Origin of the sequence: Microbacterium californiense (genome assembly GCF_047246625.1) — a bacterium.
GTDB lineage: Bacteria > Actinomycetota > Actinomycetes > Actinomycetales > Microbacteriaceae > Microbacterium.
On record NZ_JBFOKQ010000001.1, the window covers coordinates 905,591 to 931,597 of the forward strand.

The 26,007-nt window shown below is 71.0% G+C and carries 25 protein-coding genes; 6 read left to right on the plus strand and 19 right to left on the minus strand.

The genetic code is table 11. From position 1 onward, the window contains the following. Positions 1-44: 44 nt before the first annotated feature. Positions 45-1,160 (minus strand): GuaB3 family IMP dehydrogenase-related protein, encoded by a 1,116-nt coding sequence (locus tag AB3M82_RS04320; RefSeq protein ID WP_412958005.1) that lies wholly within the window; start codon positions 1,158-1,160, stop codon positions 45-47. 75 nt (positions 1,161-1,235) lie between these two features. Here AB3M82_RS04320 and AB3M82_RS04325 point away from each other — a divergent pair, with 75 nt between their 5' ends. Continuing rightward, a complete protein-coding gene (locus AB3M82_RS04325) occupies positions 1,236-2,321 on the plus strand; it encodes an FAD-dependent oxidoreductase (RefSeq protein WP_412955783.1) in 1,086 nt (361 codons plus the stop codon). A 64-nt stretch (positions 2,322-2,385) separates the two neighbouring features. On the opposite strand, the gene AB3M82_RS04330 is transcribed toward AB3M82_RS04325, so the two are convergent. The 9 genes from AB3M82_RS04330 to guaB all read right to left on the minus strand — a co-directional run bounded on the left by AB3M82_RS04330 (position 2,386) and on the right by guaB (position 12,328). Next, positions 2,386-4,074 (minus strand): ABC-F family ATP-binding cassette domain-containing protein, encoded by a 1,689-nt coding sequence (locus AB3M82_RS04330; protein ID WP_412955784.1) that lies wholly within the window; start codon positions 4,072-4,074, stop codon positions 2,386-2,388. A gap of 48 nt (positions 4,075-4,122) precedes the next feature. Continuing rightward, a complete protein-coding gene (locus tag AB3M82_RS04335; RefSeq protein WP_412955786.1) occupies positions 4,123-5,910 on the minus strand; it encodes an ATP-binding protein in 1,788 nt (595 codons plus the stop codon). Then, positions 5,907-6,254: a response regulator gene (locus AB3M82_RS04340; protein WP_412955788.1), complete on the minus strand. Its 348-nt coding sequence runs from the start codon at positions 6,252-6,254 to the stop codon at positions 5,907-5,909. Before AB3M82_RS04340 ends, AB3M82_RS04335 begins: the two co-directional genes overlap by 4 nt. Beyond that, positions 6,251-6,394 (minus strand): hypothetical protein, encoded by a 144-nt coding sequence (locus tag AB3M82_RS04345; RefSeq protein WP_412955790.1) that lies wholly within the window; start codon positions 6,392-6,394, stop codon positions 6,251-6,253. The genes AB3M82_RS04340 and AB3M82_RS04345 overlap by 4 nt, the downstream gene beginning before the upstream one ends. Further along, positions 6,391-7,878, minus strand: coding sequence for a glycosyltransferase family 2 protein (locus tag AB3M82_RS04350; protein WP_412958006.1), 1,488 nt, complete (start codon positions 7,876-7,878; stop codon positions 6,391-6,393). The genes AB3M82_RS04345 and AB3M82_RS04350 overlap by 4 nt, the downstream gene beginning before the upstream one ends. Then, on the minus strand, positions 7,878-8,591 hold the full coding sequence (locus AB3M82_RS04355; protein ID WP_412955791.1) for a PHP domain-containing protein: 714 nt from the start codon (positions 8,589-8,591) through the stop codon (positions 7,878-7,880). Before AB3M82_RS04355 ends, AB3M82_RS04350 begins: the two co-directional genes overlap by 1 nt. Further along, positions 8,588-9,574, minus strand: coding sequence for an ATP-grasp domain-containing protein (locus tag AB3M82_RS04360; RefSeq protein ID WP_412955793.1), 987 nt, complete (start codon positions 9,572-9,574; stop codon positions 8,588-8,590). The genes AB3M82_RS04355 and AB3M82_RS04360 overlap by 4 nt, the downstream gene beginning before the upstream one ends. Position 9,575: 1 nt before the next feature. Continuing rightward, a complete protein-coding gene (locus AB3M82_RS04365; RefSeq protein WP_412955795.1) occupies positions 9,576-10,622 on the minus strand; it encodes a response regulator in 1,047 nt (348 codons plus the stop codon). A gap of 203 nt (positions 10,623-10,825) precedes the next feature. Then, complete coding sequence (gene guaB / locus AB3M82_RS04370; protein WP_412955797.1) at positions 10,826-12,328, minus strand: IMP dehydrogenase; 1,503 nt, start codon at positions 12,326-12,328, stop codon at positions 10,826-10,828. Positions 12,329-12,580: 252 nt separating this feature from the next. Between guaB and AB3M82_RS04375 the strand changes: the two genes are divergently transcribed. From AB3M82_RS04375 to AB3M82_RS04390, 4 genes are read left to right on the plus strand one after another with little or no spacing between them, the layout of a single operon-like run. After that, complete coding sequence (locus tag AB3M82_RS04375; RefSeq protein ID WP_412955799.1) at positions 12,581-13,930, plus strand: ABC transporter permease subunit; 1,350 nt, start codon at positions 12,581-12,583, stop codon at positions 13,928-13,930. Positions 13,931-13,935: 5 nt separating this feature from the next. Continuing rightward, positions 13,936-14,913 (plus strand): branched-chain amino acid ABC transporter permease, encoded by a 978-nt coding sequence (locus tag AB3M82_RS04380; protein WP_412955801.1) that lies wholly within the window; start codon positions 13,936-13,938, stop codon positions 14,911-14,913. Between the two features lie 55 nt (positions 14,914-14,968). Next, the gene (locus tag AB3M82_RS04385) at positions 14,969-15,934 is read left to right on the plus strand and encodes an ABC transporter ATP-binding protein (protein WP_412958007.1); all 966 of its coding nucleotides are present in this window, start codon (positions 14,969-14,971) and stop codon (positions 15,932-15,934) included. Further along, positions 15,931-16,698, plus strand: coding sequence for an ABC transporter ATP-binding protein (locus AB3M82_RS04390; protein ID WP_412955802.1), 768 nt, complete (start codon positions 15,931-15,933; stop codon positions 16,696-16,698). Before AB3M82_RS04385 ends, AB3M82_RS04390 begins: the two co-directional genes overlap by 4 nt. Before the next feature lie 167 nt (positions 16,699-16,865). On the opposite strand, the gene AB3M82_RS04395 is transcribed toward AB3M82_RS04390, so the two are convergent. The 3 genes from AB3M82_RS04395 to groES form a co-directional block, all read right to left on the minus strand. After that, on the minus strand, positions 16,866-18,125 hold the full coding sequence (locus AB3M82_RS04395) for an ABC transporter substrate-binding protein (RefSeq protein ID WP_412955804.1): 1,260 nt from the start codon (positions 18,123-18,125) through the stop codon (positions 16,866-16,868). 134 nt (positions 18,126-18,259) lie between these two features. Then, complete coding sequence (gene rarD, locus AB3M82_RS04400) at positions 18,260-19,195, minus strand: EamA family transporter RarD (protein WP_412955805.1); 936 nt, start codon at positions 19,193-19,195, stop codon at positions 18,260-18,262. Positions 19,196-19,338: 143 nt separating this feature from the next. Further along, the gene (groES, locus tag AB3M82_RS04405; protein WP_017203655.1) at positions 19,339-19,635 is read right to left on the minus strand and encodes a co-chaperone GroES; all 297 of its coding nucleotides are present in this window, start codon (positions 19,633-19,635) and stop codon (positions 19,339-19,341) included. A 138-nt stretch (positions 19,636-19,773) separates the two neighbouring features. Between groES and AB3M82_RS04410 the strand changes: the two genes are divergently transcribed. Next, complete coding sequence (locus tag AB3M82_RS04410) at positions 19,774-20,973, plus strand: THUMP-like domain-containing protein (protein WP_412955807.1); 1,200 nt, start codon at positions 19,774-19,776, stop codon at positions 20,971-20,973. A 14-nt stretch (positions 20,974-20,987) separates the two neighbouring features. Here AB3M82_RS04410 and AB3M82_RS04415 read toward each other — a convergent pair whose 3' ends face one another. From AB3M82_RS04415 to tsaB, 6 genes are read right to left on the minus strand one after another with little or no spacing between them, the layout of a single operon-like run. Further along, positions 20,988-22,196 (minus strand): hypothetical protein, encoded by a 1,209-nt coding sequence (locus AB3M82_RS04415; RefSeq protein ID WP_412955809.1) that lies wholly within the window; start codon positions 22,194-22,196, stop codon positions 20,988-20,990. Further along, positions 22,189-23,238 (minus strand): hypothetical protein, encoded by a 1,050-nt coding sequence (locus AB3M82_RS04420; protein WP_412955810.1) that lies wholly within the window; start codon positions 23,236-23,238, stop codon positions 22,189-22,191. Before AB3M82_RS04420 ends, AB3M82_RS04415 begins: the two co-directional genes overlap by 8 nt. 4 nt (positions 23,239-23,242) lie before the next feature. Further along, positions 23,243-23,767: a hypothetical protein gene (locus AB3M82_RS04425; protein ID WP_412955811.1), complete on the minus strand. Its 525-nt coding sequence runs from the start codon at positions 23,765-23,767 to the stop codon at positions 23,243-23,245. Next, positions 23,764-24,831, minus strand: a complete 1,068-nt coding sequence (tsaD, locus tag AB3M82_RS04430) for a tRNA (adenosine(37)-N6)-threonylcarbamoyltransferase complex transferase subunit TsaD (protein ID WP_412955813.1) — start codon at positions 24,829-24,831, stop codon at positions 23,764-23,766. The genes AB3M82_RS04425 and tsaD overlap by 4 nt, the downstream gene beginning before the upstream one ends. Next, the gene (gene rimI, locus AB3M82_RS04435) at positions 24,828-25,319 is read right to left on the minus strand and encodes a ribosomal protein S18-alanine N-acetyltransferase (protein ID WP_412955814.1); all 492 of its coding nucleotides are present in this window, start codon (positions 25,317-25,319) and stop codon (positions 24,828-24,830) included. The genes tsaD and rimI overlap by 4 nt, the downstream gene beginning before the upstream one ends. Continuing rightward, positions 25,316-25,939: a tRNA (adenosine(37)-N6)-threonylcarbamoyltransferase complex dimerization subunit type 1 TsaB gene (tsaB, locus tag AB3M82_RS04440; RefSeq protein ID WP_412955816.1), complete on the minus strand. Its 624-nt coding sequence runs from the start codon at positions 25,937-25,939 to the stop codon at positions 25,316-25,318. The genes rimI and tsaB overlap by 4 nt, the downstream gene beginning before the upstream one ends. Between the last annotated feature and the right edge of the window lie 68 nt (positions 25,940-26,007).

Consider the following 26,007-nt stretch of genomic DNA (forward strand, 5'->3'; position numbering starts at 1 on the left):
GCGGAAACAGCGGCGCAGGCGACGACACGACGACGTTCGGGGTCTCAGGCCTCGTAGGGGGCGAGCACGACCTCGACCCGCTGGAACTCCTTGAGATCGGAGTATCCGGTGGTCGCCATCGACTTGCGCAGCGCGCCGATCAGGTTGGCCGTGCCGTCGGCGACCGGAGCGGGACCGTAGAGGATCTCCTCGAGGGTGCCGATGCCGCCGACCCGCACGCGGCGTCCGCGCGGGAGCTTCGGGTGGTGGGCCTCGGGCCCCCAGTGGAACCCGCCGCCCGGAGCGTCGGTGGCGCGGGCCAGGGCCACGCCGAGCATGACGGCATCCGCCCCCATCGCGAGGGCCTTCACCACGTCGCCCGAGGTGCCCACGCCGCCGTCGGCGATGACGTGCACGTACCGGCCGCCCGACTCGTCCAGGTAGTCGCGCCGTGCGGCCGCGACGTCGGAGACGGCCGTGGCCATCGGGGCGTGGATGCCGAGGGTCGCCCGGGTGGTCGACGCCGCTCCCCCGCCGAATCCGACCAGCACGCCGGCCGCGCCGGTGCGCATCAGGTGCAGCGCCGCGGTGTACGTCGCGGCCCCGCCGACGATGACCGGCACGTCGAGGTCGTAGATGAACTTCTTGAGGTTGAGGGGCTCGGCCACGCTCGAGACGTGCTCGGCCGACACCGTGGTGCCGCGGATCACGAAGAGGTCGACGCCGGCGGCGGCGACGGTGTCGTAGTGCTCCTGCGTGCGCTGCGGGGTCAGGGAGCCGGCGACGGTGACGCCCGCCTCGCGGATCTCGGCGAGCCGCTGCGTGATGAGCTCCGGCTTGATCGGCTCCGAGTACAGCTGCTGCATGCGCACGGTCGCCTCGTCGTCACCGAGACCGGCGATCTCGGCGAACAGCGGCTCGGGGTTCTCGTACCGCGTCCACAGGCCCTCGAGGTCGAGCACGCCGAGGCCGCCCAACTGACCGAGCATGATGGCCGTGCGGGGGCTGACGACGGAGTCCATCGGCGCACCCAGCACGGGGATCTCGAAGCCGAAGGCGTCGATCGTCCACGCGGTCGACACATCCTCCGGGTTGCGGGTGCGTCGCGAGGGCACCACCGCGATGTCGTCGAACGTGTATGCGCGACGGGCGCGCTTGCCTCGGCCGAGCTCGATCTCCATGGTCACCACCCCAGCCTACCCGGGCACCGGACGCGACGACGGCTGCGAGACTGGAACCGACGCAGCGGAGGGTGCATGCACAGGGATGCCGGGAGGATCGTCGTGATCGGCGGCGGCGTGATGGGTCTGGCGACGGCCTGGGCGCTCGCGCGCCGCGGAGAGCGACCGCTGGTGCTGGAGCGCTTTGCACGCGGGCACCGCCAGGGGGCGTCGCACGGCGCGACCCGCAACTTCAACGACGCCTACATCGAGGATCACTACCTCGACCTCCTGCAGCGCTCGCGCGCGGGCTGGGACGCGCTGGGCGTGGTCGGCGGGGCGCCGCTGCTCCGTCTGCACGGGCTCGTCACCCACGGATCGGTCGACCTGCCGACGATCGCCGCGCGTCTGTCGGACCGCGGCATCGCGGCGTCGATGCTCAGCGCCGGGGAGGCGCGCGCCCGCTGGGCGGGCATGCGCTTCGACGACGACGTCCTGTGGTCGCGGGATGCCGGGGTCGTGCGCGCCGCGGACGCCCTGGTCGAGCTGGAGCGGCGCATCGTCGCGGCCGGCGGCGAGGTGCGATGGAGCACCCCGGCCACGGGCATCGACGACGAGGGCGGCGACGTCCGGATCCGACTCGCCGAGGGCGCCGTGCTGCAGGCGGAGACGGTCGTGGTGACGGTCGGGGCCTGGTCGACCGGCATCCTCCCGGGGATCGGTCTGCCGCCGCTGAGGGTCACCGAGGAGACCCCCGCCCACTTCGCGCCCCGGACGGGGCACGCCTGGCCGTCGTTCAACCACTACGTCGACCCCGAGCGCCATCCGGCGACGGTCTACGGCATGCCGACGCCCGGCGAGGGCGTCAAGGTCGGCTTCCACGGGGTCGGCGACGAGGTCGATCCGGACGCCCGTCCGCACCGGCCCACGCACCAGGCGGCTGTGGCGGAGTACGTCCGGGAATGGATGCCGGGGCTCGATCCCGCGAGCGCCGTGCCGATCAGCTGCACCTACACCTCGACCGCCGACGGCCGCTTCGTGCTCGATCGGCGCGGTCGGATCGTCGTCGGCGCGGGGTTCTCGGGCCACGGCTTCAAGTTCGCGACCGGCATCGGGGAGACGCTCGCCGAACTCGCCCTCGACGACGGCGCACGCGCCGCCGCGCCTTTCCGACTGCCCTGAGACCCCCGAGCGGATCGCCGGGGCCGCGGCATCGGCATCCGTCGGCGGCCGCCCGCCGCAGGGTTCAGCGCGGTCGCACCACCCGGCGCTCGTCCCACACCGGCTCGGGCGACTCGTACACGGAGCCGTCCGAGCCGAAGACGAGGAACCGGTCGAACGAGCGCGCGAACCAGCGGTCGTGCGTCACGGCCAGCACCGTGCCGTCGAAGCGCCCGAGCGCGCCTTCGAGCGCCTCCGCCGACTCGAGGTCGAGGTTGTCGGTCGGCTCGTCGAGCAGCAGCAGCGTTGCGCCGGAGAGCTCCAGCAGCAGCACCTGGAACCGCGCCTGCTGCCCGCCCGACAGCGACTCGAAGGTCTGCTGCGCCTGGCGCACCAGGCCGTAGCGGTCCAGTGCGGAGCTCGCGGCATCCCGCGGCAGACCTGCGCGCCGGTCGTCGCCGCGATGCAGGATCTCCAGCAGCGTGCGCCCGACGAACTCCGGGTGCGCGTGCGTCTGCGCGAAGAGCCCCGGCACGACGCGCGCCCCGAGCACCGCCCGTCCGGTGTGCGCGACCTCGCTCAGCTGCTCGCCCGTGGAGGTCACGTGTCCGAGCGACGGATCCGGGTCGCTGCCTCCGCGGGCGAGGAGGCGCAGGAAGTGCGACTTGCCTGATCCGTTCGATCCCAGGACCGCGATGCGGTCTCCGTACCAGATCTCGGCGTCGAAGGGCCGCATCAGACCGGTGAGCTCGAGGCGCTCGGCGATCACCGACCGCTTGCCGGTGCGCGCGCCGCGCAGGCGCATGTCGAAGTCCTGCGCGGGCGGCCGCTCCTCGGGCGGCCCCGCGTCCTCGAACCGGCGCAGGCGGGTCTGCGCCGCCTGGTAGCGGGAGGCGAAGCCGTCGTTCGCGGACGCCTTGACCTTGAGGTTCGCCACGAGGATCCGCAGCTTCTCGTGCTGCTCGTCCCACCGGCGACGCAGCTCGTCGAGACGGTCCAGCCGGTCGCTCCGCGCCTGCGCGTAGGTGCCGAAGCCGCCGCCGTGCACCCACGCCGACGCGCCCGCTCCCCCGGGCTCCAGGGTGATGATGCGGTCGGCCGCACGGGCCAGCAGCTCTCGGTCGTGGGAGACGAGGAGGACGGTCTTCGACGTCTGCCGGAGCTGCTCCTCGAGCCACCGTTTCGCCGGCACGTCGAGGTAGTTGTCCGGCTCGTCGAGGAGCAGGACCTCGTCCGGGCCGCGGAGCAGCGCCTCCAGGGCCAGGCGCTTCTGCTCGCCGCCCGAGAGCGAGGTGAGCTCCCGGAACCGCGCGCGCTCGAACGGGAGGCCGAGCGCGGCGACCGTGCACTGGTCCCACACGGTCTCGTGCTCGTAGCCGCCGGCATCCGCGTACTCGGCGATCGCCGTCGCGTAGGCGATCTGGGTGTCGTGCTCGTCGCGATCGATCAGGGCGTCCTCAGCCGCTTCGAGCGCCTCGGCGGCGGCGCGGATGCGCCGGGGCGCCACCTGCACGAGGAGCTCGTGCACCGTCTGCCCCGCGGTCCCGTGCCCGACGAACTGGTCCATGACGCCCAGGCCGCCGTCGATCGTCACCACGCCGTCGTCGGCTCTCTGCTCACCGCGGATGATGCGCAGCAGGGTGGTCTTCCCCGCGCCGTTGGGTCCGATGAGCGCGCTGGTGGATCCCTGTCCGACGCGGAACGTCGCCTCGTCGAGCAGCGGCCTGCCATCCGGCAGCGTCAGCGAGACGCCGGAAACATCGATATAGCCCACGGTGCGGTGCCGTCCTTCCGCCCGCAGGAGAGCGAGCCGACCAGGCTATCAGGCGCCGCGCAGGTCGGTGAGACGCAGCGCCTCCGTCCGGGGCGCCAGGGGAAGGAGGATGCGGAACTCCGTGCCCACGCCCTCCTGACTGCTCACGTCCATCGCCCCGCCGTGCGCGAGCACGATGGCCCGGGTGATCGTGAGCCCCAGCCCCACGCCCGGCACCGCGTTGCGGGTGGCCGTGGACGCCCGGAAGAAGCGGGTGAACAGCATCCCCTGCTCGTCCTCCGGAATGCCGATCCCGGTGTCGGCCACCGACAGCCGGACCATCCCGTCCTGCACGTCGACCCGCACGGTGACGCTGCCACCCTCCGGCGTGAATTTGATCGCGTTGGAGAGGAGGTTGTCGAGCGCCTGTCCGAGCCTTCCGGGATCCACCGACATCCGCACCGGCTCGGCGGGCACCTCGGACAGCACCTCGATGCCCTCCCTCTGGGCCTGCGGACCGGCCGACGCGACGGCGGACTCGACGATCTCGCGCAGATCGGCATCCTCCCGCTCCAGCGGGAACCGACCCGACTCGGCCTGCGCTGTGAAGAGCAGATCGCCGACCAGGTTGAGCAGTCGCTTCGCGTTGCGTTCGATGACCGAGACGAACTCCTTCTGCTCGTCGGTGAGAGGCTGCGCCGGGTCGTCCTGGAGCAGGTCGAGGAATCCGATGATGGAACTCAGCGGCGTGCGCAGCTCGTGCGAGACCATGCCCACGAACTGATCCTTCATGCGGGCCACCTCGACCGCCTTCGTCTCGTCGGTGATGACGAGGAGGTAGCCCTGACGGGCGCCGTGGGCGTTCTGGTAGGGCGTGATGGTGACGCGGGCCGGAACCGTCGTGCCCGCGACCGTCGCGACATCGACGTCCGCCTCGACCGAGAGACCGGAGTCGGCCTTGCGGAACAGGGCGGCCAGGCCCGCGGGCAGACCTCCGGACGAGGCGTCCCCCGCGTCGTCGGCGTCCGCGAACTGCGCGAGGACGTCGGGCGGGAAGAACCGATCCACGCGCACCTGCTGCACGGCGTCCTCGGCGGACATGCCCAGCAGGCGCACCGCGCCGGGGTTCCAGTTCGTGATCATCCCGTCGTTGTCGGTCGCGATCACCGCCTGGCCCGTGATCGACTTCCAGAGGCTCTGGAACGACTCCGTCAGCTCGCGGTACTCCTGCTCGCTGGCACGCACCTGCTCGACCATCTCGACGTTGGCGGCGAGCGCGGCCGTGCGCTCCGAGACCAGCGCCTCGGCCTGCGCCGTGCGCAGACGCTGCAGGCGGGACAGCTCGTTGACGATCGCGCCGACCGCGGCGAACACCAGCGGACTGATCACCGCGCGGAGCCACGAGACCGTGTCGGACGGCGGATCGACGACGTACGGCATGAGGAAGACGAACGACGTCGTGATGGCGACGATGAAGACGTGCCGGAAGCCCGGCGCCGCGGCGATCCAGATCACCGGCAGGAGCACGAGCGACGTGAACAGCGACTGCGATCCGCCGGTGCCCGCGCGGAGAAGACCGATGCTGAGGATGTCGATGATCGGGATCATCATGACCAGCCATCCGTCACGGATGCCCTGGGCGCCCAGCACCGCCGCCAGCACGGTGACGGCCAGCACGATGCCGATGCCGGTCAGCGCGACCGCCATCTCCGTGAGGGGGAAGTCGGGCAGGACGACGATCAGCAGCGCGGCGATGACCACGGCGATGAGCGTCGGCGCCTGCTTGATCAGCGGCGTGGGGTCGTCGAAGTACCGCCGCCACCCGCGCTCGGGGGCGATCTCGGTCGACGCGGTCATCGTCCCGCTCCGGCGAGGGCGTGGTGCAGGGCGGAGCGGATCACGGGCTTCGGCAGCGCCGCGTCGGCCCGGGGGTACTCCAGCGGATCGAGCACCGAGCTGATGACCAGGAAGCACCGGGGGAAGGCCTCCTGCACGAGCCGCGCGCACTCGTGACCGGAGATCCCCGGCAGGAGCAGGTCGAGCACCGCCAGCTCCGGATCGATGTCGGGGAAGGCCGCGATCGCGGTCTCCGCGTCGCACGCCGGGAAGACGTCGTACCCCTCCCGGTCGAGGTAGCGGCGCAGCAGCGACATCTGGTCGGAGTCGTCCTCCACCACCAGCGCCAGCGGCCGTCCGCTCATCGAAGGAACAGCTCTCGGACGACGACCACGCCGACGACGACCACCAGGGCGAGCGCCGCCTGCCAGATCAGCCGACGCTCGGCGCGCGCGTCCGCCGCGATCTCCTGCGCTTCGGTCTCCGGTGATGGCATCTCGCTCATGAGTCGACCCGTCCGACCTTCTCGGTCTTGATCCACGCGGCGTCGGCACGACGCCACTCCTTGACGTACGAGTCCACGGTGATGGCGCACAGGAGCGAGCCGTACCCGCAGACGTAGAGCAGGAGCCCCGCGAAGAAGCGCCCGCCCGGGAGGGGCTCGACCGCCCTCGCCAGCCAGATGCCGAGCATCGAGATCGGACCCCACAGGTAGAAGAAGATCGTCCAGACCAGGAGGGTCTGGTCCGTGACCGTGCCCCCGAGCGCACGGACGATGCCGTCGAGAGCCCCGGGGAACAGCGCCACCACCATCAGCAGGAGCGCTCCCAGCCCGGGGAACATGATCGCCTCGCGCCAGGACTGCCAGCCGATCCGTCCGTCGAGCTGCACGGAGAACAGGATGGAGAAGATGTAGATGCATGCGGCGGAGATCCACATGAACCGGAAAACGAACTCGGCGACGTCGCTGTGGAACAGCAGCAGGGCGAGCAGCGAGACGGCCGCGAACAGCATGAACGCCGGGAGCAGCAGGATCGTGAACCAGGCCAGTCCGAACGAGAAGCTGCCCAGCTGGTGGTGCCGGCTCGGTCGGAACCAGAGCTTGCGGTAGATCCCGGTGAGCTGCACGTTCCCGCGCGCCCAGCGCAGGCGCTGCTTCCAGAGCGAGTCGATCGTGCGCGGTTCCTCGGCGAGCACGACGGCGTGCGGCTCGAAGACCGCCCGCCGCCCCTTCAGCTGCCCCTCGAAGGTCGTCATGGTGTCTTCCGCGAGCGTCCCGGTCGGGATGCGTCCGCCGATCGCCTCCAGGTTGGCGCGGGAGTGCAGCTGGGCGCCTCCGGCCAGGCAGGCGATCGCGCCGAGCACGTTCTGGGTCCGTCGCGAGGAGAGCTGCCCGATCACGTACTCGACCGCGATGAAGCGGGTGAGGTAGTTGCGGTCGCGGCTGCCCTCGGCGATGTAGGCGGTGACCGCGCCGACCTTCTCGTCGGCGAGGTGCCGCGTGAGCTTGCGCAGCGCGTTGCGGGCGAAGATCACGTCGGCGTCCATGATCAGGACGGCCTCGGTCCAGGGGTCCGCCAGCGCCGTGTCCAGCCCGTGGTTGAGCGTGTGGGCCTTCCCCTGGCCTCCCACCTCGCGACGCAGGTGGATGACGCGGCCGGGGTAGGCCGCCGCCTTCGCGAGCACGATGTCGGGGGTGTCGTCGGTGGAGGCGTCGTCGACCACGTAGATCCGCAGACGGTCGGTCGGGTACTCGAGCTGCAGGAGCCGCTCGATCGCCGGGCCGATGACCTTGCCCTCGTTCCAGGCGGGGATGATCACGGCGACGTTCGGGTGGTACGGCGCCGCCTGCCCGTAGTGGTTGCGGAAGGCGTGCAGCGGCAGCGACAGGAACTGGATGCCGGTGTTGATGACGGGGAGCGTGCCCAGCAGGATGCAGAGCATCAGGATGACCACGATGACGGTCTGCCACCACTCCAGGTCGGCGATCACGACGCCACCTCCTTCTCCACCAGCGCCTTCACGCGGGTGTACTTCCCGACGGTGCCCGCCTCATGGCTGTCGGTCGAGGCGACGAGCGTCGCTCCCGCCGCGCGCAACGCGCCGAGGGCCGCGGGTTCCGGGCATGCCCATTTCTCGTTCACTTCCACGAGGGTGTCGGTGCGGGCGGCGGTCTCCGCCCACGCCCGCAGGCGCTCGGGGCCCAGATCGTCCTCCGAGAGACCGATCTTCGGCAGAAGCGAGAAGCAGTGGGCGAGCTGGTTGCCCGGGTGCCGCTCCATGGCGGCGACGATGCCGGCGACGAAGTCGTCGAGCACGTCCGACGACGACCACCCGGCGGTCATGCGCTCGCGGACGGCGGTCGGCCCCAGCGGCCCCTCGGATCCGGGGAACTGGTGATCCGCGATGAGGATCCGGTCGATGCCCTCGGGCAGAGCGGGGATGTCCAGCGTCCCCGCCGTGTCGAGCACCTTCGCCTCCACGCCGGTGAGCACCGTCAGACCGTCCGGGACCTCGAGGGCCCGCATCGCCCGCACGTACTCGGGCACCCAGGTCGTGTCGCGGCGCACGTGGTCGACGAGACGGAGCGTGTCGAGGCCGGCCGCGACCGCCGCCGCCACGTTCTCCTCCGGCGTCGAGACCGCGTCGTCCGAGAAGGTGGAGTGCACGTGGTGGTCGCCGCGGAGTATGTCCGCGCTCATGACTCGTCCTGGTGGCCGGCGTGCTCCGACACGAGCACGTCGTCGATCTCGACCGTGATGTCCTCGAGGAAGCGCACGGAGGCGATCTCGCGGAACGCCAGGCGCTCCGGCAGCGTCTCGCCGAGGAACAGGTCGACGACCAGCGACGGGATGTCCACGCCGGCGGCGATCGTGAGCGGCAGCGCGCCGGGGAAACGCGGGTTCACCTCGAGCAGGACGGCCGCCCCGGACCGGTCGCGCCGGAGCTGGACGTTCGCGACGCCCACGAGCCCGATCGCCTGCGCCACGGCGGCGGCGGTCTCCTCGAGCTCCGGGTCGTGGACCGTGCGACCGGCGATAGCCACTCCCGAGTCCACCCGGGCGCGTGTGCGGGGGACGGCGGCGACGACCCGGCCTTCGGCATCCGCGATGACGTCGACCGAGTACTCCTCCCCCGGCAGGTAGTCCTGCACGATGAGTCCCTCGTCGAGGGGCAGGTCCTCGAGCGCGGCCCGGTCCGCGACCAGGCGGATGCCGCGGCTCCCCGCACCCTGTCGGGGCTTGGCGAAGACGGGGAACTCCCAGTCCACGGCCAGCGCGTCGGGACCGGCGAGGACCGTCCGCGGGGCGCGACCGGTCGGCGCGCAGCGCTCGGCGAGCAGCAGCTTGTCGAGCGCGGTGTCGAGCGTGTCGGCGGAGGGCGCGGCGAGCACGGCCGGCGCGAGCTCGTCGCGACGACGCGCGAGCGCGATGAGCTCGACGTCGACGGTGGAGATGACGAGGTCGAGCCGGTCGTCGGCGACCATGCGGGCCAGCGCGGGCACGAAGTCCTCGGCCTTCCCGGGCGGCACCAGACGGCGCTGCTCGGCGGGCACCAGATACAGTCCCGCCGCCCATCCGTCCATGTCGGCGGCGAAGACGGTGAGCTCCGGACGACGCAGGAGCGAGCGGATGACGGCCACGCCGGCGGGACCGCCGACGCCGGTCACGAGAACGCGCGCCATGTCAGCCCTCCTGCTTCGCGAGGTGCTCGCGGGCGACGGCGAACGCCGCCGACTCGCGGATGATCTCCAACGGCTCGACCGACTCGCCCTCGCCGAAGCGGGACCAGTAGCGGGCCGTCGCGCGCACGAAGTCCGGGGCGAGGTAGTCGCGGCTCGAGGTCTGCGAGCCGAAGCACTCGAGCAGCCGCAGCTTCGCCTCGACGAACCCGTCGATGCGCACGAAGCGCGTCGGGCGGAACTCGATCGTCGACGACGGGCTCTGGTAGCAGGCGACGGTGCCGACGCGACGGGTGGCGACGGTCGTCGCCTCGTTCACGGCCCGGTGGTCCTGGTGCCGGTCGTGGGGCGAGTGCGTGTAGACGATGGTCGGCTCGATCTGCTGGACCACCTCCTCGATCAGTCGCACGGTCGATCCGCCGCCCGAGATCTCGGTGTCGACGAGGTCCTTGAGGAACAGCCGCGCGCCGAGGAGCTCTGCGGCGGCCAGGGACTCGTGCTGCCGGCTGTCGGCATCGCCCCCGCGGGCTCCTCGCGAGAGCGTGAGGATCGTGATCTCGTCGCCTGCGGCCGCGTGCGCCGAGAGGGCTCCGCCGACGCCGATCTCGACGTCGTCCGGGTGCGCGCCGACCGCGAGCACCTTCTCGGTGCGGCGGCCCTCCGCGCGACGGCGACGCCCCTCCTCGGCGAGACGGGTGACCACCTCGACCAGGCGGGTGTTGTCGAGCGGCTTCGTGAGGAACTCATCGGCCTGCGCCCGCAGCGCCGAGACCGCGTACTCCACAGACACGTGGGCCGTCATCACCACGACGGGAACGGCCGGCAGACGGGTGCGCAGCTGCGCGAGGAGGTCGAGGCCGTTGAGTCCCGGCATCTCGATGTCGGTGATCACGACGTCCGGGCGGATCTCCGAGACGCGCGCCACGGCGGCCAGCCCGTCGGGCGCGATGTCGACCACGCAGCCGGCCCGACGCTGGAGCACCGTCTTGACCAGCAGCGCGAGGTCTTCGTCGTCGTCGACGACCAGAACTCGGGTCACATCTTCTGACATGTTCGGCTCTCCTTGGGGAGTTCCCGACCGTGGGGACGGTCATGCAGAGGATGCCTTCATCATCCGGAGCACGCGGGAAGGGCGAGCGGGTGGTTCATCACGATTGTGGCATACCCCATCGGACCGGGGCCGCTGCGGTCTGCACCGAAAAACGAAAGGAACGGATGCCGCGGCATCCGTTCCTTTCGTGCGCCTCGCGGGCCCTACTTCTTGTAGTTGGGCGCCTCGACGACGATCTGCACGTCGTGCGGGTGCGACTCCTTCAGCCCGGCGGACGTGATGCGCACGAACTTGCCGCGCTGCTTCAGCTCCTCGATCGTGCGCGCCCCGACGTAGAACATCGACTGCCGAAGGCCGCCGACGAGCTGGTAGGCCACGGCGGACAGCGGGCCGCGGTACGGCACCTGCCCCTCGATGCCCTCGGGGATGAGCTTGTCGTCGCTGGGGACGTCGGCCTGGAAGTAGCGGTCCTTCGAGTACGAGGTCTGCTTGCCGCGGGTCTGCATCGCGCCCAGCGAGCCCATGCCCCGGTACTGCTTGAACTGCTTGCCCGATTGGAAGACGATCTCGCCGGGCGACTCGTCGGTCCCGGCGAGCAGCGAGCCGAGCATGACCGCGTCGGCCCCGGCCACCAGCGCCTTCGCGATGTCGCCCGAGTACTGCAGCCCGCCGTCGGCGATGACCGGCACGCCGGCGGGACGCGCGGCCAGCGAGGCCTCGTACACCGCCGTGACCTGCGGCACGCCCACGCCGGCGACGACGCGGGTGGTGCAGATCGAGCCGGGGCCCACGCCCACCTTGACCGCGTCGACACCGGCGTCCACCAGCGCCTGCGCGCCCTCGCGGGTCGCGACGTTGCCGCCGATGACATCGATGTGCGCGAACGACGAGTCCGCCTTGAGGCGCTTCACCAGATCGATGACGCCCTGGGACTGGCCGTTGGCGGTGTCGACGACGAGCACGTCGACCCCGGCGTCGCGGAGGGCCTCGGCCCGCTCCCAGGCGTCGCCGAAGAAGCCGATGGCGGCGCCGACGCGCAGGCGGCCCTGATCGTCCTTGGTGGCCAGCGGGTACTTCTCGCTCTTGTCGAAGTCCTTGATGGTGATGAGCCCGGCGAGCTTGCCGTCCTCGTCGATGAGCGGGAGCTTCTCGACACGGTGCTTCGCGAACAGCGCGATGACCTCGCCCGCCGCGACGCCGACCGGGGCCGTGACGAGGCCCTCCGAGGTCATGACGTCCTTCACGAGCGTGGACTGGCGCTCGAAGCCCGACACGAAACGCATGTCGCGGTTGGTGATGATGCCGACGAGGCGGCCGTCCGCGTCGACCACGGGAAGGCCGGAGATCCGGTACTGCGCGCACAGCGCGTCGACCTCTTCGACCGTCGCGTCCGGCGTCGTGGTGATGGGGTCGGTGATCATGCCCGACTCGCTGCGCTTGACCCGGTCGACCTGCGCGGCCTGGTCGGCGATGGAGAGGTTGCGGTGCAGGATGCCGAGCCCGCCCTCGCGCGCCATGGCGATGGCCATGCGGGCCTCCGTCACCGTGTCCATCGCGCTGGACAGCAGCGGCGTCGCGACCGAGATGCGGCGCGTCACCCGCGAGGAGGTGTCGGCCTCGCTGGGGATCACATCGGTGTGCCCCGGGAGGAGGAGCACGTCGTCGTACGTCAGGCCGACGAAGCCGAAGGGATCGTGCTGTTCCATGAATGCTCCTCCTGCGCGTGCCGCGCGACTCCGAGAACGTGCGATCGGTCGGACCGACCGGAAACCGTATGAAGATTCTAAGCGTCTCGCCTGCGAGAACATTCCCGGCGGCGGCCCCGGTCCTTCGGTACCGCTCTCATCTCGATCGGCGCGCGGGTGTAGGCGAAACGCACGGCGCACACTACAGTCAAGTTCGTCGTCCAACCCGAGGCGGACAGTCCCGTGCGAAGCAGCACTCACAGTGGAGGTTGCGTGAGACCCACAACAATCGCCGTCCAGCGGAAGAGGCCCTGGCTCGTCGCGTTCATCGGAGTGCTCGTCGCACTCGGCGCGATCGTGCTGCAGCCCGCCCTCTCCGCGTCGGCCGAGACGACCGATGACGGCCAAGAGGTCACCGACTACTACTTCGGCGGCGTGATCACGTTCGAGAACGAGCCCGTCGAGGGCGTCGAGCTGTCGATCGAGGGCAAGGGCTTCGAGGCCGAGACCGAGACCGATGCCGACGGCAAGTGGCGTCTGTACGTGCCCGAGAAGGAGACGTACACGATCACAGTCGACGAGGACACCCTCCCCGACGGCGTGATCGTCGACGCGACGCAGCTGCCCGAGGGCACGCAGCCGATCTCCGGGACGACGGCGTCCTTCGAGGTCGAGTTCGGTCTGACCGGTACGAAGATCCTCAACCTCTTCCTCGGCGAGGGCGAGCGCGTCACCGTGACGTTCCTCGACCAGCTGCTGTCGCGGCTCGTCGGCGGCCTGAACTTCGGCCTGCTCCTGGCGCTCGCGTCGATGGGCGCGGCGCTGATCTACGGCACGACGCGCCTGTCGAACTTCGCGCACGCCGAGATGGTCACCTGGGGCGGCCTCGTCGCCCTCGTGACGACGACCTTCTGGCACCTGCCGCTCTGGCTCGGCATCGCCGCGGCGGTCATCGGCGGCGGTCTGTTCGGCTGGGCCCTCGACGCCGGCCTGTGGCGCCCGCTGCGGCGCCGCGGCCTCGGGGTCGTGCAGCTGATGATCGTCAGCATCGGCCTCTCGCTGGCGCTGCGGTACCTCTTCCAGTACTTCATCGGCGGCGGCACGCGGCAGCTGCCCGGCGCCAGCCCCACGCCCATTCAGCTCGGACCGATCTCGCTGTCCTACATCGACATGATCGCGATGGGCGTCAGCATCGTCGTGATCCTCGCGGTCGCGTTCTTCCTCACCCGCACCCGCATCGGCAAGGCCACGCGCGCGATCTCGGACAACCCGCAGCTCGCAGCGGCCTCGGGCATCGACGTCGACCGGGTCATCCGGTACGTGTGGATCCTCGCGGGCACGCTGGCCGCCATCTCGGGCGTGCTCTGGGGCTACTTCCGCCCCGGCGTGAAGTGGGACATGGGCATGCAGATGCTGCTGCTGATCTTCGCGGCGATCACGCTCGGCGGACTCGGCACGGCGTTCGGCGCCCTCGTCGGCTCCCTCATCGTCGGCATCGCGGTCGAGGTCTCCACCCTCTGGATCCCGTCCGACCTGAAGTACGCGAGCGCCCTCGTGGTGCTCATCGTGATCCTCCTCGTCAGGCCCCAGGGACTGCTCGGTCGCAAGGAAAGGTTGGGCTGACCGCCATGGACTTCGGAAGCATCTTCTCCAACACGGCCGTCTACCTGTTCAGCCCGGTCACCATCGCCTACGCGATGGCCGCGACCGGCCTGGCCGTGCACTTCGGATACGCCGGTCTGCTCAACTTCGGCATGGCGGCCTTCATGGCCATCGGCGGCTACGGCTACGCGATCTCGGTGCTCAGCTTCGGCCTGCCCTGGTTCGTCGGCATGCTGATCGGCCTCCTCGGCGGCGCCCTGTTCGCCGTGCTCCTCGGCATCCCGACGCTCCGCCTGCGCGCGGACTACCTGGCCATCGCGACCATCGCCGCCGGCGAGATCGTGCGCCTGCTCTTCACGACGCAGCTGTTCGACGAGTGGACCAACTCGGCCGACGGCCTCGCGCAGTACAACGGCGGCTTCCGCGACGCGAACCCGTTCCCGCAGGGCACCTACGGCTTCGGACCGTGGACCTACAGCGCGAACGACCTGTGGAACCGCGTGTTCGGCATCATCCTGCTGGCGATCGCGATCCTCCTCGTCTGGGCGCTCATGCGCAGCCCCTGGGGACGGGTCCTCAAGGGCATCCGCGAGGACGAGGACGCCGTGCGCTCGCTCGGGAAGAACGTCTTCGCCTACAAGATGCAGGCGCTCGTCGTGGGTGGTGTGATCGGGGCCGCGGGCGGTATCGTCTTCGTCCTCCCGTCGGCCGTCGTCCCGGGCAGCTACTCGACGTCGCTGACGTTCTTCCTCTGGACGATCCTGCTCCTCGGCGGCGCCGCGACCGTGTTCGGTCCGACGCTCGGCGCGGTCCTGTTCTGGCTGGTCTTCGCCTTCATGGCGAACCTGCTGCCCCAGATGGCGCAGGCCGGCCTCCTGCCGATGTCCGACAGCCAGGCCGCGACGCTGGTCTACATCTTCGTCGGCATCGCGCTCATGCTGCTCGTGATCTTCCGCCCGCAGGGCATCCTCGGAGACAAGAGGGAGATGACCTTTGTCAAATGAACTGACCCCCGAACCCGTGCCGGAGACCCCCGCGGTCGTGCCGACCACGGGCAGCATCCGTCGTCCGAAGACGACCGGCCTGACGAAGGGCCCGGCGCGCCCGGGCGTGGAGAAGGTCGACCCGATCCTCGTGGTCGACGCCGTGCAGCGCCGCTTCGGCGGCATGACCGCGGTCGACGTCGACCACCTCGAGATCCCGCGCGGCGCCATCACGGCGCTGATCGGGCCCAACGGTGCGGGCAAGACCACACTGTTCAACCTGCTCTGCGGCTTCGACCGCCCCAACAGCGGCACCTGGTCGTTCGACGGCCGGAACCTCTCGGGCATCCCGTCATTCAAGGTCGCCCGGATGGGGCAGGTCCGCACCTTCCAGCTCACGAAGTCGCTGTCGCTGCTCACCGTTCTCGAGAACATGAAGCTCGGGGCGACCGGCCAGCGCGGCGAGGGCTTCTGGTCCAGCCTGATCCCGGCTCTGTGGCGCAAGCAGGATGCCGACATCGAGGTGAAGGCGCGCGAGCTGCTGACCCGCTTCAAGCTCGACGCCAAGGAGAAGGACTTCGCGGCGGCACTCTCGGGCGGCCAGCGCAAGCTCCTCGAGATGGCCCGCGCGCTCATGAGCGACCCCACCCTCGTGATGCTCGACGAGCCCATGGCCGGCGTGAACCCGGCTCTGACGCAGTCGCTGCTCGATCACATCCTCGACCTGAAGGACGAGGGCATGACCGTGCTCTTCGTCGAGCACGACATGCACATGGTCCGGCACATCGCCGACTGGGTCGTCGTCATGGCGGAGGGCCGCGTCGTGGCCGAGGGCCCGCCCGACCAGGTCATGGACGACCCCGCGGTGGTCGACGCCTACCTGGGTGCGCACCAGGACGTCGATCTCGGCGCGGTCACCGGGCGCATCCCGGTCGTCGCGGATGCCGAGGCCGCCCGGCTCCGGGAGCAGATCGAGGCCGAGGCCGAAGCAGAGCTCGAGTCGACCGGCTCGACCGACCCCGACAAGGAGGGCACCGCATGAGCGAGCAAGCAACGAGCGGCTCCGTGCAGCCGGATGGCGACGTGGTCGTCGAGCTCAGGGACGTGCACGCGGGCTACCTGCCCGGTGTCAACATCCTCAACGGCGCCAACCTGGTCGCCCGTCAGGGCGAGCTGATCGGGATCATCGGGCCGAACGGCGCCGGCAAGTCGACGCTGCTGAAGGCCATGTTCGGGCTCGTCAACGTCCGCGAGGGCGAGATCACCCTGAACGGCGAGAGCATCGTGGGCCTCAAGGCCGACAAGCTCGTGAAGCGCGGCGTCGCGTTCGTCCCGCAGACGAACAACGTCTTCCCGTCGCTCTCCATCGAGGAGAACCTGCAGATGGGGCTCTATCAGAACCCCAGGATCTACGCGGAGCGCCTCGAGTTCGTCACCAGCATCTTCGCCGAGCTGGGCAAGCGCCTCAAGCAGCGCGCGGGCTCGCTCTCGGGAGGCGAGCGCCAGATGGTCGCGATGTCCCGCGCCCTCATGATGGACCCGTCGGTGCTGCTGCTCGACGAGCCGTCCGCCGGCCTCTCCCCCGTGCGGCAGGACGACGCCTTCATCCGCGTCTCCGACATCAACAAGGCGGGCGTGACGACCATCATGGTCGAGCAGAACGCCCGTCGGTGCCTGCAGATCTGCGACCGGGGCTACGTCCTCGACCAGGGCAAGGACGCATACGAGGGCACCGGACGCGAGCTGCTGAACGACCCGAAGGTGATCGGGCTGTATCTGGGCACGCTCGGCACGGACGCCGCCTGACGGCTGCACGAACGGACCGAGGGGGCGGGATGCATCGGCATCCCGCCCCCTTCTCCATGCCCCTCGAGCCCGCAGCTGCCGTGCCCGCGGCTGCTCGCACACGACGAAGGCCCCGGATGCAGCATCCGGGGCCTTCGCGGTGGATCAGGTGATCAGATCACGCGATCTCAGTTGGTGCGCTCGATGACGTTCTCGGCGGTGTACTTGTAGATGCCGATCGTGGCACCCTGCGGGTCGCCGTTCTCGTCGAACGTGACGTCGCCGGAGTAGCCGTCGTAGTCGGCCGTGCCGCCGCCGTTGATGATCTCGGCGCACTCGGCGAAGCTCGTGCACTTCTCGCCGTCGCCGGAACCGCCCGAGACCTCCTGCATCTTCTCGGCGATCGCCGCACCCTCGGTCGAGCCGGCGGCGAGCGAAGCGAGAGCGACCAGCACGACGGCGTCGTAAGCCTCTGCCGCGTACGTGAAGTCGTTGACCTCGGGGTTGCCCTCACCGGTCCAGTACGTCTGGAGACGCTCGGTGAAGTCGTCCTCGAGCGCCGGGCCGGCCTTGGTGCCCTGCGCGCCCTCGAGCGAGACCGGGATCTCGTCGCCGTAGTCCGACAGGTTGCCGTCGACCATGTAGAACTTGTCGGCCGAGATGCCGGCGTTCACCAGCAGCGGGCCGATCGTCAGGAACTGGTCGAACGAGACGATCGCCACGGCGTCCGGGTTCTGAGCCTTGATCGACTCGACCTGGGCGTCGAACTGCGCGTCACCCACGTTGAACGAGACCGACTCGACGACCTCGCCGCCGGTGCCCTCGAACGTCTCCGTGATGGCGGCGTTCAGGCCCGTGCCGTAGGCGTCGTTCTGGTAGATGATGCCCAGCGTCTTCGCGCCGTCCTCGGCGATCAGGTTGCCGAGCACCTCGCCCTGGAGCAGGTCGCTCGGCGCGGTGCGGAAGTACAGGCCGTCGTCGTCCCAGTCGGTGAAGTCCGGCGAGGTGTTCGACGCCGAGATCTGGAGGATGCCGGAGCTGACGTTTCCGTCGAGGATCAGCTTCGAGACTCCGGAGGCCGCGGCGCCGACGATGGCGGACACACCGGCACCCTGCAGCTTCGTGATCGACGTCTCGTACGCCTTGGTGTCGGTGTCGCCCTCGTCCTCAGCGGTCAGATCGATGGTGATGCCGGCATCCGCCTCGTTGATCTCCTGGACCGCGAGGCCGGAACCCGACTCCATGGGCGGGCCGAGGAACGCCAGCGAACCGGTCTGCGGCAGCAGCGAACCGAGCTTGAGCGTGAGGTCGGCCGCGGGCTGCTCGCCGCCGCCGTCCGAGTCCTCGGACGGCGTGCTGGTGCAGCCGGCGACGACGATGGCGGACGCGCTGAGCAGCGCGATGCCGGCGAAGACCTTCGCAGAGCGCGAGCCCTTCAGTGCTTTCATAATGCTCCCTTGCGTAACTGAAAGTGGACGGGACCACAGTCGGGTGCTCTAACACTAGGGCGTGAAGTCCTCGCGCAGGCGTCGCAAGTGTTTCGGTGCGTTAACGATCCGACACACCCGGAGACGCGCGGGATTCAGGCCATCTCGGGGCGGGGCGTCCGGCGGCCGCGTCGGCCCGCGAGCACGAGGTCGATCACGAAGACCAGGATGGCGATCCAGATGATCACGAAACCCGCCCAGCGCTCGGCCGGCATCGGCTCGCGGAGGAAGACGACGCCGATGACGAACTGCATCACGGGGGTGATGAACTGGATCATCCCGATCACGGTGAGGTCGATGCGTCGCGTCCCGGCCGCGAACAGCAGCAGAGGCACGGCCGTGGCGATGCCGGCGCACGCGAGGAGGACCGCATGGACCGCGCCGTGGGCGCCCATCGTGATCCCCTCCGGCGTCTGCGCCACCAGGACGAGCTGCACCACCGCGATGGGGACCAGCCAGAAGGATTCGAGGGTCAGCCCGCTCACGGCATCGACGGCCGGTCCGATCTTCTTCTTGATGAGGCCGTAGACGCCGAACGAGAGCGTGAGCGAGAGGGCGATCCAGGGGAAGTCGCCGTAGGCGACGACGATCACGACGACGGCGACGGCGGCGATCGCGATGGCCGCCCACTGCAGGCGGCGGATCCGCTCCCGGAGGACGAAGACACCGAGGAGCACGGTCGTGATCGGGTTGATGAAGTAGCCGAGGCTGGTCTCGACGACGTGCCCGGTGAGCGTGCCGATGAGGAACACCTGCCAGTTGACGTAGATCAGCAGCCCCGCCAGGGCCGTCCAGCCGAGCAGCCTCGGCTGACGCAGGATCACGCGCAGCGCCGCCCACCCCCGCAGGACCGTGAGCAGGATCATGCAGAAGACCAGGGACAGGATCACCCGCCATGCGACGACCTCCCACGGACCGGTCGGGGCGAGCAGCAGGAAGTACAGGGGCAGGAACCCCCAGAGGACGTAGGCTCCGCCGGCGAACGCGACGCCCGATGCCTGCCGGGAGGGAATGCGCGACGCGGAACTCACCGCACAACCCTATGCCCGGGGCGAGGCGCGCCCCCGCGGCCGCAGTCCCCGCGTTCGACTTCGGCAGGATTCCGACGGGATCTGGCCGGATGCAGAGAGGGCCCGGATGCCGAAGCATCCGGGCCCTCCCGAGAGACGCGGTCTCAGCGGACGACGACCGCCAGGACGTCGCGAGCGGAGAGCACGAGGAACTCGTCCGCACCGAACTTCACCTCGGTGCCGCCGTACTTGCTGTAGAGCACGCGGTCGCCCACGGCGACGTCGAGCGGAACGCGGTTGCCGTTGTCATCGATGCGACCGGGGCCGACCGCCACGACCTCGCCCTCCTGGGGCTTCTCCTTGGCGGTGTCGGGGATGACCAGGCCACTCGCGGTGGTCTGCTCGGCCTCGACCTGCTTGATGACGATGCGGTCCTCGAGCGGCTTGATGGAAACCGACACGGTCTACCTCTTCTTTCTTGACGCTGACACGAAAGACTTGTTCGCACTCTCAACCCGAGAGTGCTAACGCCAGTCTAGGCGCTCGGCTGGCACTCATGCAATGCGAGTGCCAATCGACCGCCGCCGTAGGCTGATCGGGTGGAGATGTCCGAGCTGCGCGCCCTGCTGACCCCCGAGGGTCTGGCCCTCCTCGACGGGCTCGGCCCGATCGAGTCGACCGCCGAGGTCGCGCGGGCGGTGTCCCGGCTGCGGAGCGCCGGCCACTCCCCCGACCTCGTCTCGGCGGTGGTGGGACAGGCGCATCTGCGCTCCCGAGCCGCGGCGAAGTTCGGCCCGTTCGCCGGGCGGATGCTGTTCACCCGCGCGGGACTCGAGCAGGCCACCCGCCTGGGCGTGGGCGCTCGGCACGCGCAGCGTCTGCGGCAGTCCGGCGTCACCCGCGTCGCCGACCTGGGCTGCGGCATCGGCGGCGACGCCCTCGCGTTCGCCGGCGCGGGGCTCGGCGTGCGCGCCGTCGACGCCGACGAGGTCACGGCCGCCATCGCCGCCTACAACCTCGCTCCCTTCGGCGACGACGCCCACGTGCAGCACGGCCCCGCCGAGGAGGCGGATCTCGACGGCTGCGACGCGGTGTGGATGGACCCCGCCCGTCGCACCGCGGGCCACAGCGAGACGCGTCGCGTCTCCGCTGACGACTATTCCCCCTCGCTCGACTGGGCGTTCGCCCTCGCCTCGCGGGTGCCCACCGGCATCAAACTCGGTCCGGCGCACGACCGCGACGCGCTTCCCGCCGACGCGGAGGCCCAGTGGGTGAGTGCGGACGGCAGCGTGGTCGAGCTGGTGCTCTGGACGGGGATGCTGGCGCGTCCCGGTGTGCGACGCGCGGCGCTCGTGATCCGCGGCGACCGCTCGCACGAGCTCACGGCGGAGGCCGATGCCGAAGACGCCCCGGTGCGGCAGCTGGGGGCATTCCTGCACGAGCCGGACGGCGCCGTGATCCGCGCGCGGCTGATCGGCGACGTCGCCCGCAGCCTGGACGCCGGCATGCTCGACCCTCGCATCGCCTACCTCACGTCGGATGCCGCGGTGACGAGCCCGTTCGTGCAGTCCTTCCGCGTGCGAGAGACCGTGGCTGCGAACCCGAAGGCGATCAACGCGGTGCTGGCGGCGAATGACATCGGGAGCCTCGAGATCAAGAAGCGCGGCGTCGACATCGATCCGGCGGTCTTCCGCCGCAAACTGTCGCTGCGCGGCACGCAGCAGGCCACACTGCTGCTGGTGCGCGTCGGCGACCAGCGGAGGGCGGTCCTGGCGGACCGGGTGAGCGCCGCCGCGTAGCCCTCCGCGGGCGATCAGTTGTCAGGGTCGTCGGAACGGACCTCGATGGGGTCGCCGTGCTCGCCGCCGACGTCGAGCCGATCGCCCTCGACGCGGATGGCCGTCGTCTCGACGTTCTCGGCGATGGTGAGGTACGGCACCTGGGTCTGGGTGTACGACAGCGTCAGCACCGTCGCGCGCGACGGATCGCGACCTCCGTCCACCGCCACGACGGAGATGCCGTCCTGCCGCGCCGTCTCGCTCGGCGCGCACTGGGTCGCTCTGTCGGCTCCGTCGACGATCAGGCAGGTCTCCGGCTCGCTCTCGTCGGTGAAGCGCTCGGCCAGCCACACGGGCCCGTCTGCGAACGAGCCGATGATCGACAGATTGCCGACGTACCCGTCCGCGACGAGCTCCTCCGCGCGGTCGCGCTCGTCGCCCGCGAAGCCGGACAGCACCGTGCTGGCGGCGGTCCATCGGTGGATGCCGACCATGGGCTGCCCGTCGGTCGACAGGGCGACATAGGCGCTCACGCTCGTGGGTTCGCCGCCGTCGTCCGTCGTCCCCACGGGCGCCATGACGGACGTGGAGAGCGCGAAGGGCTGCACGTCCGCCGCCGTCACGCACTCGGTGTCGCTGACGCCGCCGACGTCCAGCAGCAGACACGCGAGCTCGCCGTCCTTCTTGGTCCCGTACCACGCGACCGCGTCCTCATCGCGTCCGACGGCGCGCAGCGTTCCGGGATCGAAGTCCCCGGCGTCCGCGAAGTCCCGGCCCCGTTCCTCCTGCTCGGCGGTCAGGGGGATGCCTCCGGAGTGCGGGGCGAACAGCATCCATCCCGCGCCGACGCCCACCGCGAGCAGCACCGCGGCCGCGCCGAGCGCGAGCCGCCACTGCTCTCGCAAGGGCCGGCTGCGCCACCCCGCACTGCCGGAGGACCCGGCCGCTGCGCCGTCGGCGTCCGGGGCGGGGTCGGAGGGGTCGGAGCCGGACCGGGACGGGACGGGGGAAGCGATGTCCGCCGAGCGGACGGGCACGACCTGCGTGCGGCCCCGGTCCTCGACGGGCGGACCGTCCGTTCCGGCCACCGGGTCTCGCGGCTCCGCGGCGACCGCGCTCCCGGCGCTCGAGAGGCGGACGCGTTCCTGCAGCACGTCGAGCCGCGACGCCTCCGCCCCGGTGAGTCCGCCCTCCGGACCGTAGGCCTTGCGCTGCAGCGCCCGCAGCTCCTCGACGTCAGTCATCCCGTTCTCCCACGAATCCCTGCTCCCGCGTGATCGTCAGGTATTGCGCCCCCGGCCCCAGGGTATACACCAGCGTGGAACTGAGCCCGGTCTCGGGGTCGACATGCACGAGCGTGATGCCCGGGCGGCCGGTGTTCTCCGCCTCGAACTGGTCGCACGCCATCTCGGGCGCATCGCCGGAGCCGTCGTAGACGAGGCATGTCTGCCCGGCGGCCGACCGCACGCCGATCCACACCGGGACGCCGTCGTCGTATCCCGCGATCCACACGCTGAAGGGATCGAAGCCGAGCCGCACGAGGTTGGCCGCGATGCGCTCCTCCCGGGCGCTCGCCCAGCCGGTCGTGGTGGTCGGCGAGTACTGCGCGGTGTTCGTCACGACCGCCGGCGCGCCGTCGGCGGCGAGGTGCAGATTCGCGGAGACCTGGCGCATCGTCCCCTCCGAGACGTAGGAGGTGAGCGAGGCGTAGAGTCCGCTCGTGCGCACCGACTCGGTCGGGTTGCACGCCGGGGAGGTGGTCGTGCCGTCGCCGAGCACCAGGCAGGTCCAGTCCCCCTGCTGCTTCGTGCCGATCCATACGACGACATCGTCCACGACGGTGATCGCGCGGACCGATCCGCGGTCGTAGCCCTCTTCCGCGGCGAACGCGTCCTGCCACCGCTGCTGCTCCGACGTCAGCGGCACCGCGGGGCTCCCGACCGGGTGGAACAGCAGCCATCCCGCGCCGAGGCCCACCAGGAGCGCTCCGGCCGCCGCCCCCGCCCACTGCCGCCATGCGCCTCCGAGGGGTCGGCGGGTCGTCGGCGCGGGGGACGCCTCCGCCCCGGGCTCGAACGCCGCCCCCAGGGGATCGGAGGGGCCGACGGAGGCCGACGGGTCCTCCGGGGGGACGCCCACGGCGGGCGGCGTCGCAGGGTCGACGTGCGGCCGGTGGGCGAGGAGGTGTTCCAGACGGGCCGCGTCGTGCGGCGTCAGTCGCCCGTCGCGACCGTACGCCTTGCGCTGCAGAGCCCGGAGTTCGACGACTTCATCGGCGTCGGCCATGGGATCATCCCCAGCTCTCGAACTGCATCCCCGCCCAGACGAGCCAGCCGAGGCTGTACACCATGGCGCAGAGCCCCAGGACGAGCGCCCATCGCGCCATCATGCGGCTCTCGACCGGCCGACGCAGCGACATCACCGCCGCGATCACCGCCACGACCGCGAGCGGGATGCCCCAGCCGACGAAGAACGACGCGCACAGGGCCGCGATCGCCGCCAGCAGCGCCCACGGCGCGAGGCGGGCGTCGTCGCCGGGAGTTCCACCGGCAGACGGCTCCCACTCCGCTCGCGACGGCGGCGCGTCGAGCTCCGGGCCGCGCGCGACGATCGGCTCGATGCCGACCGGACCCGTCGGCATCTTCGTGTACCCGTCTCGTCGCGCTCCGGGCAGACGGGCCGCGCCGGCGGGATTCTCGACTTCGCCACTCGGTCGCTCGATCCGCGTGGGGGGCAAGCCCGCAGCGCGATCCGAGAGGGATGCCGCGCCGGCGTCCGTCCGGTCCGCCGCTCCGCGGCCCTGCGGCTCGCTCATGCCCGGACCGCCTCCGCCATCTGGATCTCGGTGACCGGCAGCGTCGAGTCCGCACCGAACTCCAGGGATGAGGGGGCGCGCCCCGAGGAGATGAGCTCGGCGGCGAGCGCCGCGATCATGGCCCCGTTGTCGGTGCACAGCGAGAGCGGCGGGATGCGCACGGTCACGCCGGCCGCCGCCGCCCGCTCGAGGGCGACGTCGCGCAGCCGTCGGTTGGCGATCACCCCCCCGCCCAGCAGCAGGCGGGGCACGCCGAGGTCGGCGCAGGCGGCGAGCGCCTTGGTCACCAGCACGTCGACCACGGCCTCGCGGAAGCTCGCCGCGACATCGGCGACGGGTACGTCGAGGCCCTCGGCCTCACAGCGCTCGACCCAGCGGGCGACGGCGGTCTTGAGGCCCGAAAATGAGAAGTCGTACCGGTGCGCGGCCATGTCGGATGCTCGGGACAGCCCCCGCGGGAAGCGGATCGCGTGCGGATCGCCGTCGAGCGCGGCACGGTCGATCTCCGGCCCGCCGGGGTAGGGCAGCGACAGCAGCCGGGCCACCTTGTCGAACGCCTCGCCCGCCGCGTCGTCCATGGTCTCGCCGAGCAGCTCGACGTCGGTGGTCAGGTCGCGCACGTGCAGCAGAGAGGTGTGCCCGCCCGACACCAGGAGCGCGATGGTCGGGTACTCGAGCGGGTCCGAGTCGGGGGTGAGGATGTCGGCGGCGATGTGGCCGACGAGGTGGTTGACGGCGTACAACGGCGTGCCGAGCGACACCGCGAGGCCCTTCGCCGCGCCCACGCCGACCATGAGCGCCCCGGCGAGTCCCGGTCCGCTCGTCACCGCGACCGCGTCGAGATCGGCCAGCTCCACGCCCGCCTCCGCGAGGGCCGCGTCGATGGACGGCTGCAGCGCCTCCAGGTGCGCGCGAGCGGCGACCTCGGGCACGACCCCGCCGTAGCGGGCATGCTCGTCCATGCTCGAGGCGATGGTGTTCGACAGCAGCGTGCGACCGCGGACGATGCCGATGCCGGTCTCGTCGCAGCTCGTCTCGATGCCGAGGACCAGGGGCTCGCTCATGCTGTCGCCTCTCCCGCCGTCGCGGCGGTCTCTATCGGGCGCCGGCGCAGGTCGAGGCGCATGACGATCGCGTCGACGTCGTCCGGCTGGTAGTAGCGGGGGCGGCGGCCGATCTCCTCGAATCCCTCCGACGCGTACAGCCGCTCCGCCACCGGGTTGTCGGCGCGGACCTCGAGGAACACCTCGCGCGCCCCCCGTGCGGCCGTGGCGGAGAGCAGCGCCCGGAGCAGCGCGCGTCCCCGCCCTGAACCCCGGTGATCGGCGTCGAGCGCGATGGTCTGGATGTCGGCATCCGCACCGCCCTGAAGCGCCCGCACGCCCCCGTATCCGACCACGACGCCGTCGATCTCGTCCACGAGGTAGCTCCCGTGCGGGCTCGCGAGCTCCGCGGCCATCGCCTCGGCGCTCCAGGCGTCGGTCGGGAAGGACCGATGCTCGATCGCCATGATCGCGTCGAGATCGGCGGGCGTTGCCGGGCGGAGGCTCATGATCCCACCCGCTTGGGAGCGCCGGGGAGCGTCACGTCGGGGTGGCGCAGGTAGAGCGGTTCGTCATCGCCGAGCGTGCGTCCCGCGGCGAGCGCGCGCGCCCCGACCCGCGCGAGATCCACGGCCGACAGCTCGGCGGTCTCGACCGCGCGGATACCGTCGAGATGCGCCCCGGCATCCGCGCGGGGCACGAGGACCGTGTCGGCGAGCAGGCGCGGGATGCCGTCGGCATCCGTTCCGTCGAAGAGGGTGACGGCCACCTCGCGGCGCCGGGCGTCGGTGACGATCGCGAACGGGCCGGCGACGCCCTCGCTCTCGATGACGGTGAGGGCGGCGGCGTAGTGGCTCGGGACCGGCACGACCGGGATGCCGCGGCCGAGCGCGAAGGTGCGGGCCGCGGCGATGCCGATCCGCAGTCCGGTGAAGGGTCCCGGCCCCATGCCGGCGACCACGTGCGAGACGTCGGAGGCGCCCGACTCCTGCAGAGCCGTGACGAGCAGGTCGCCGATCACCTCGGCATGGCCCAGCGCGTCGGCGGTGGCGGCCGCGGCGCGGGGCGCGCCGTCGGGATCGATGAGCGCGACAGCGCTTCCGAGAGAGGTGTCGACGGCGAGGATCACCCTTCCAGGGTAGTCGTCACGGGGCCCGGGGAGCCCCGGGAGTTCGGCGCCGCGCGTCGACGAGGTGC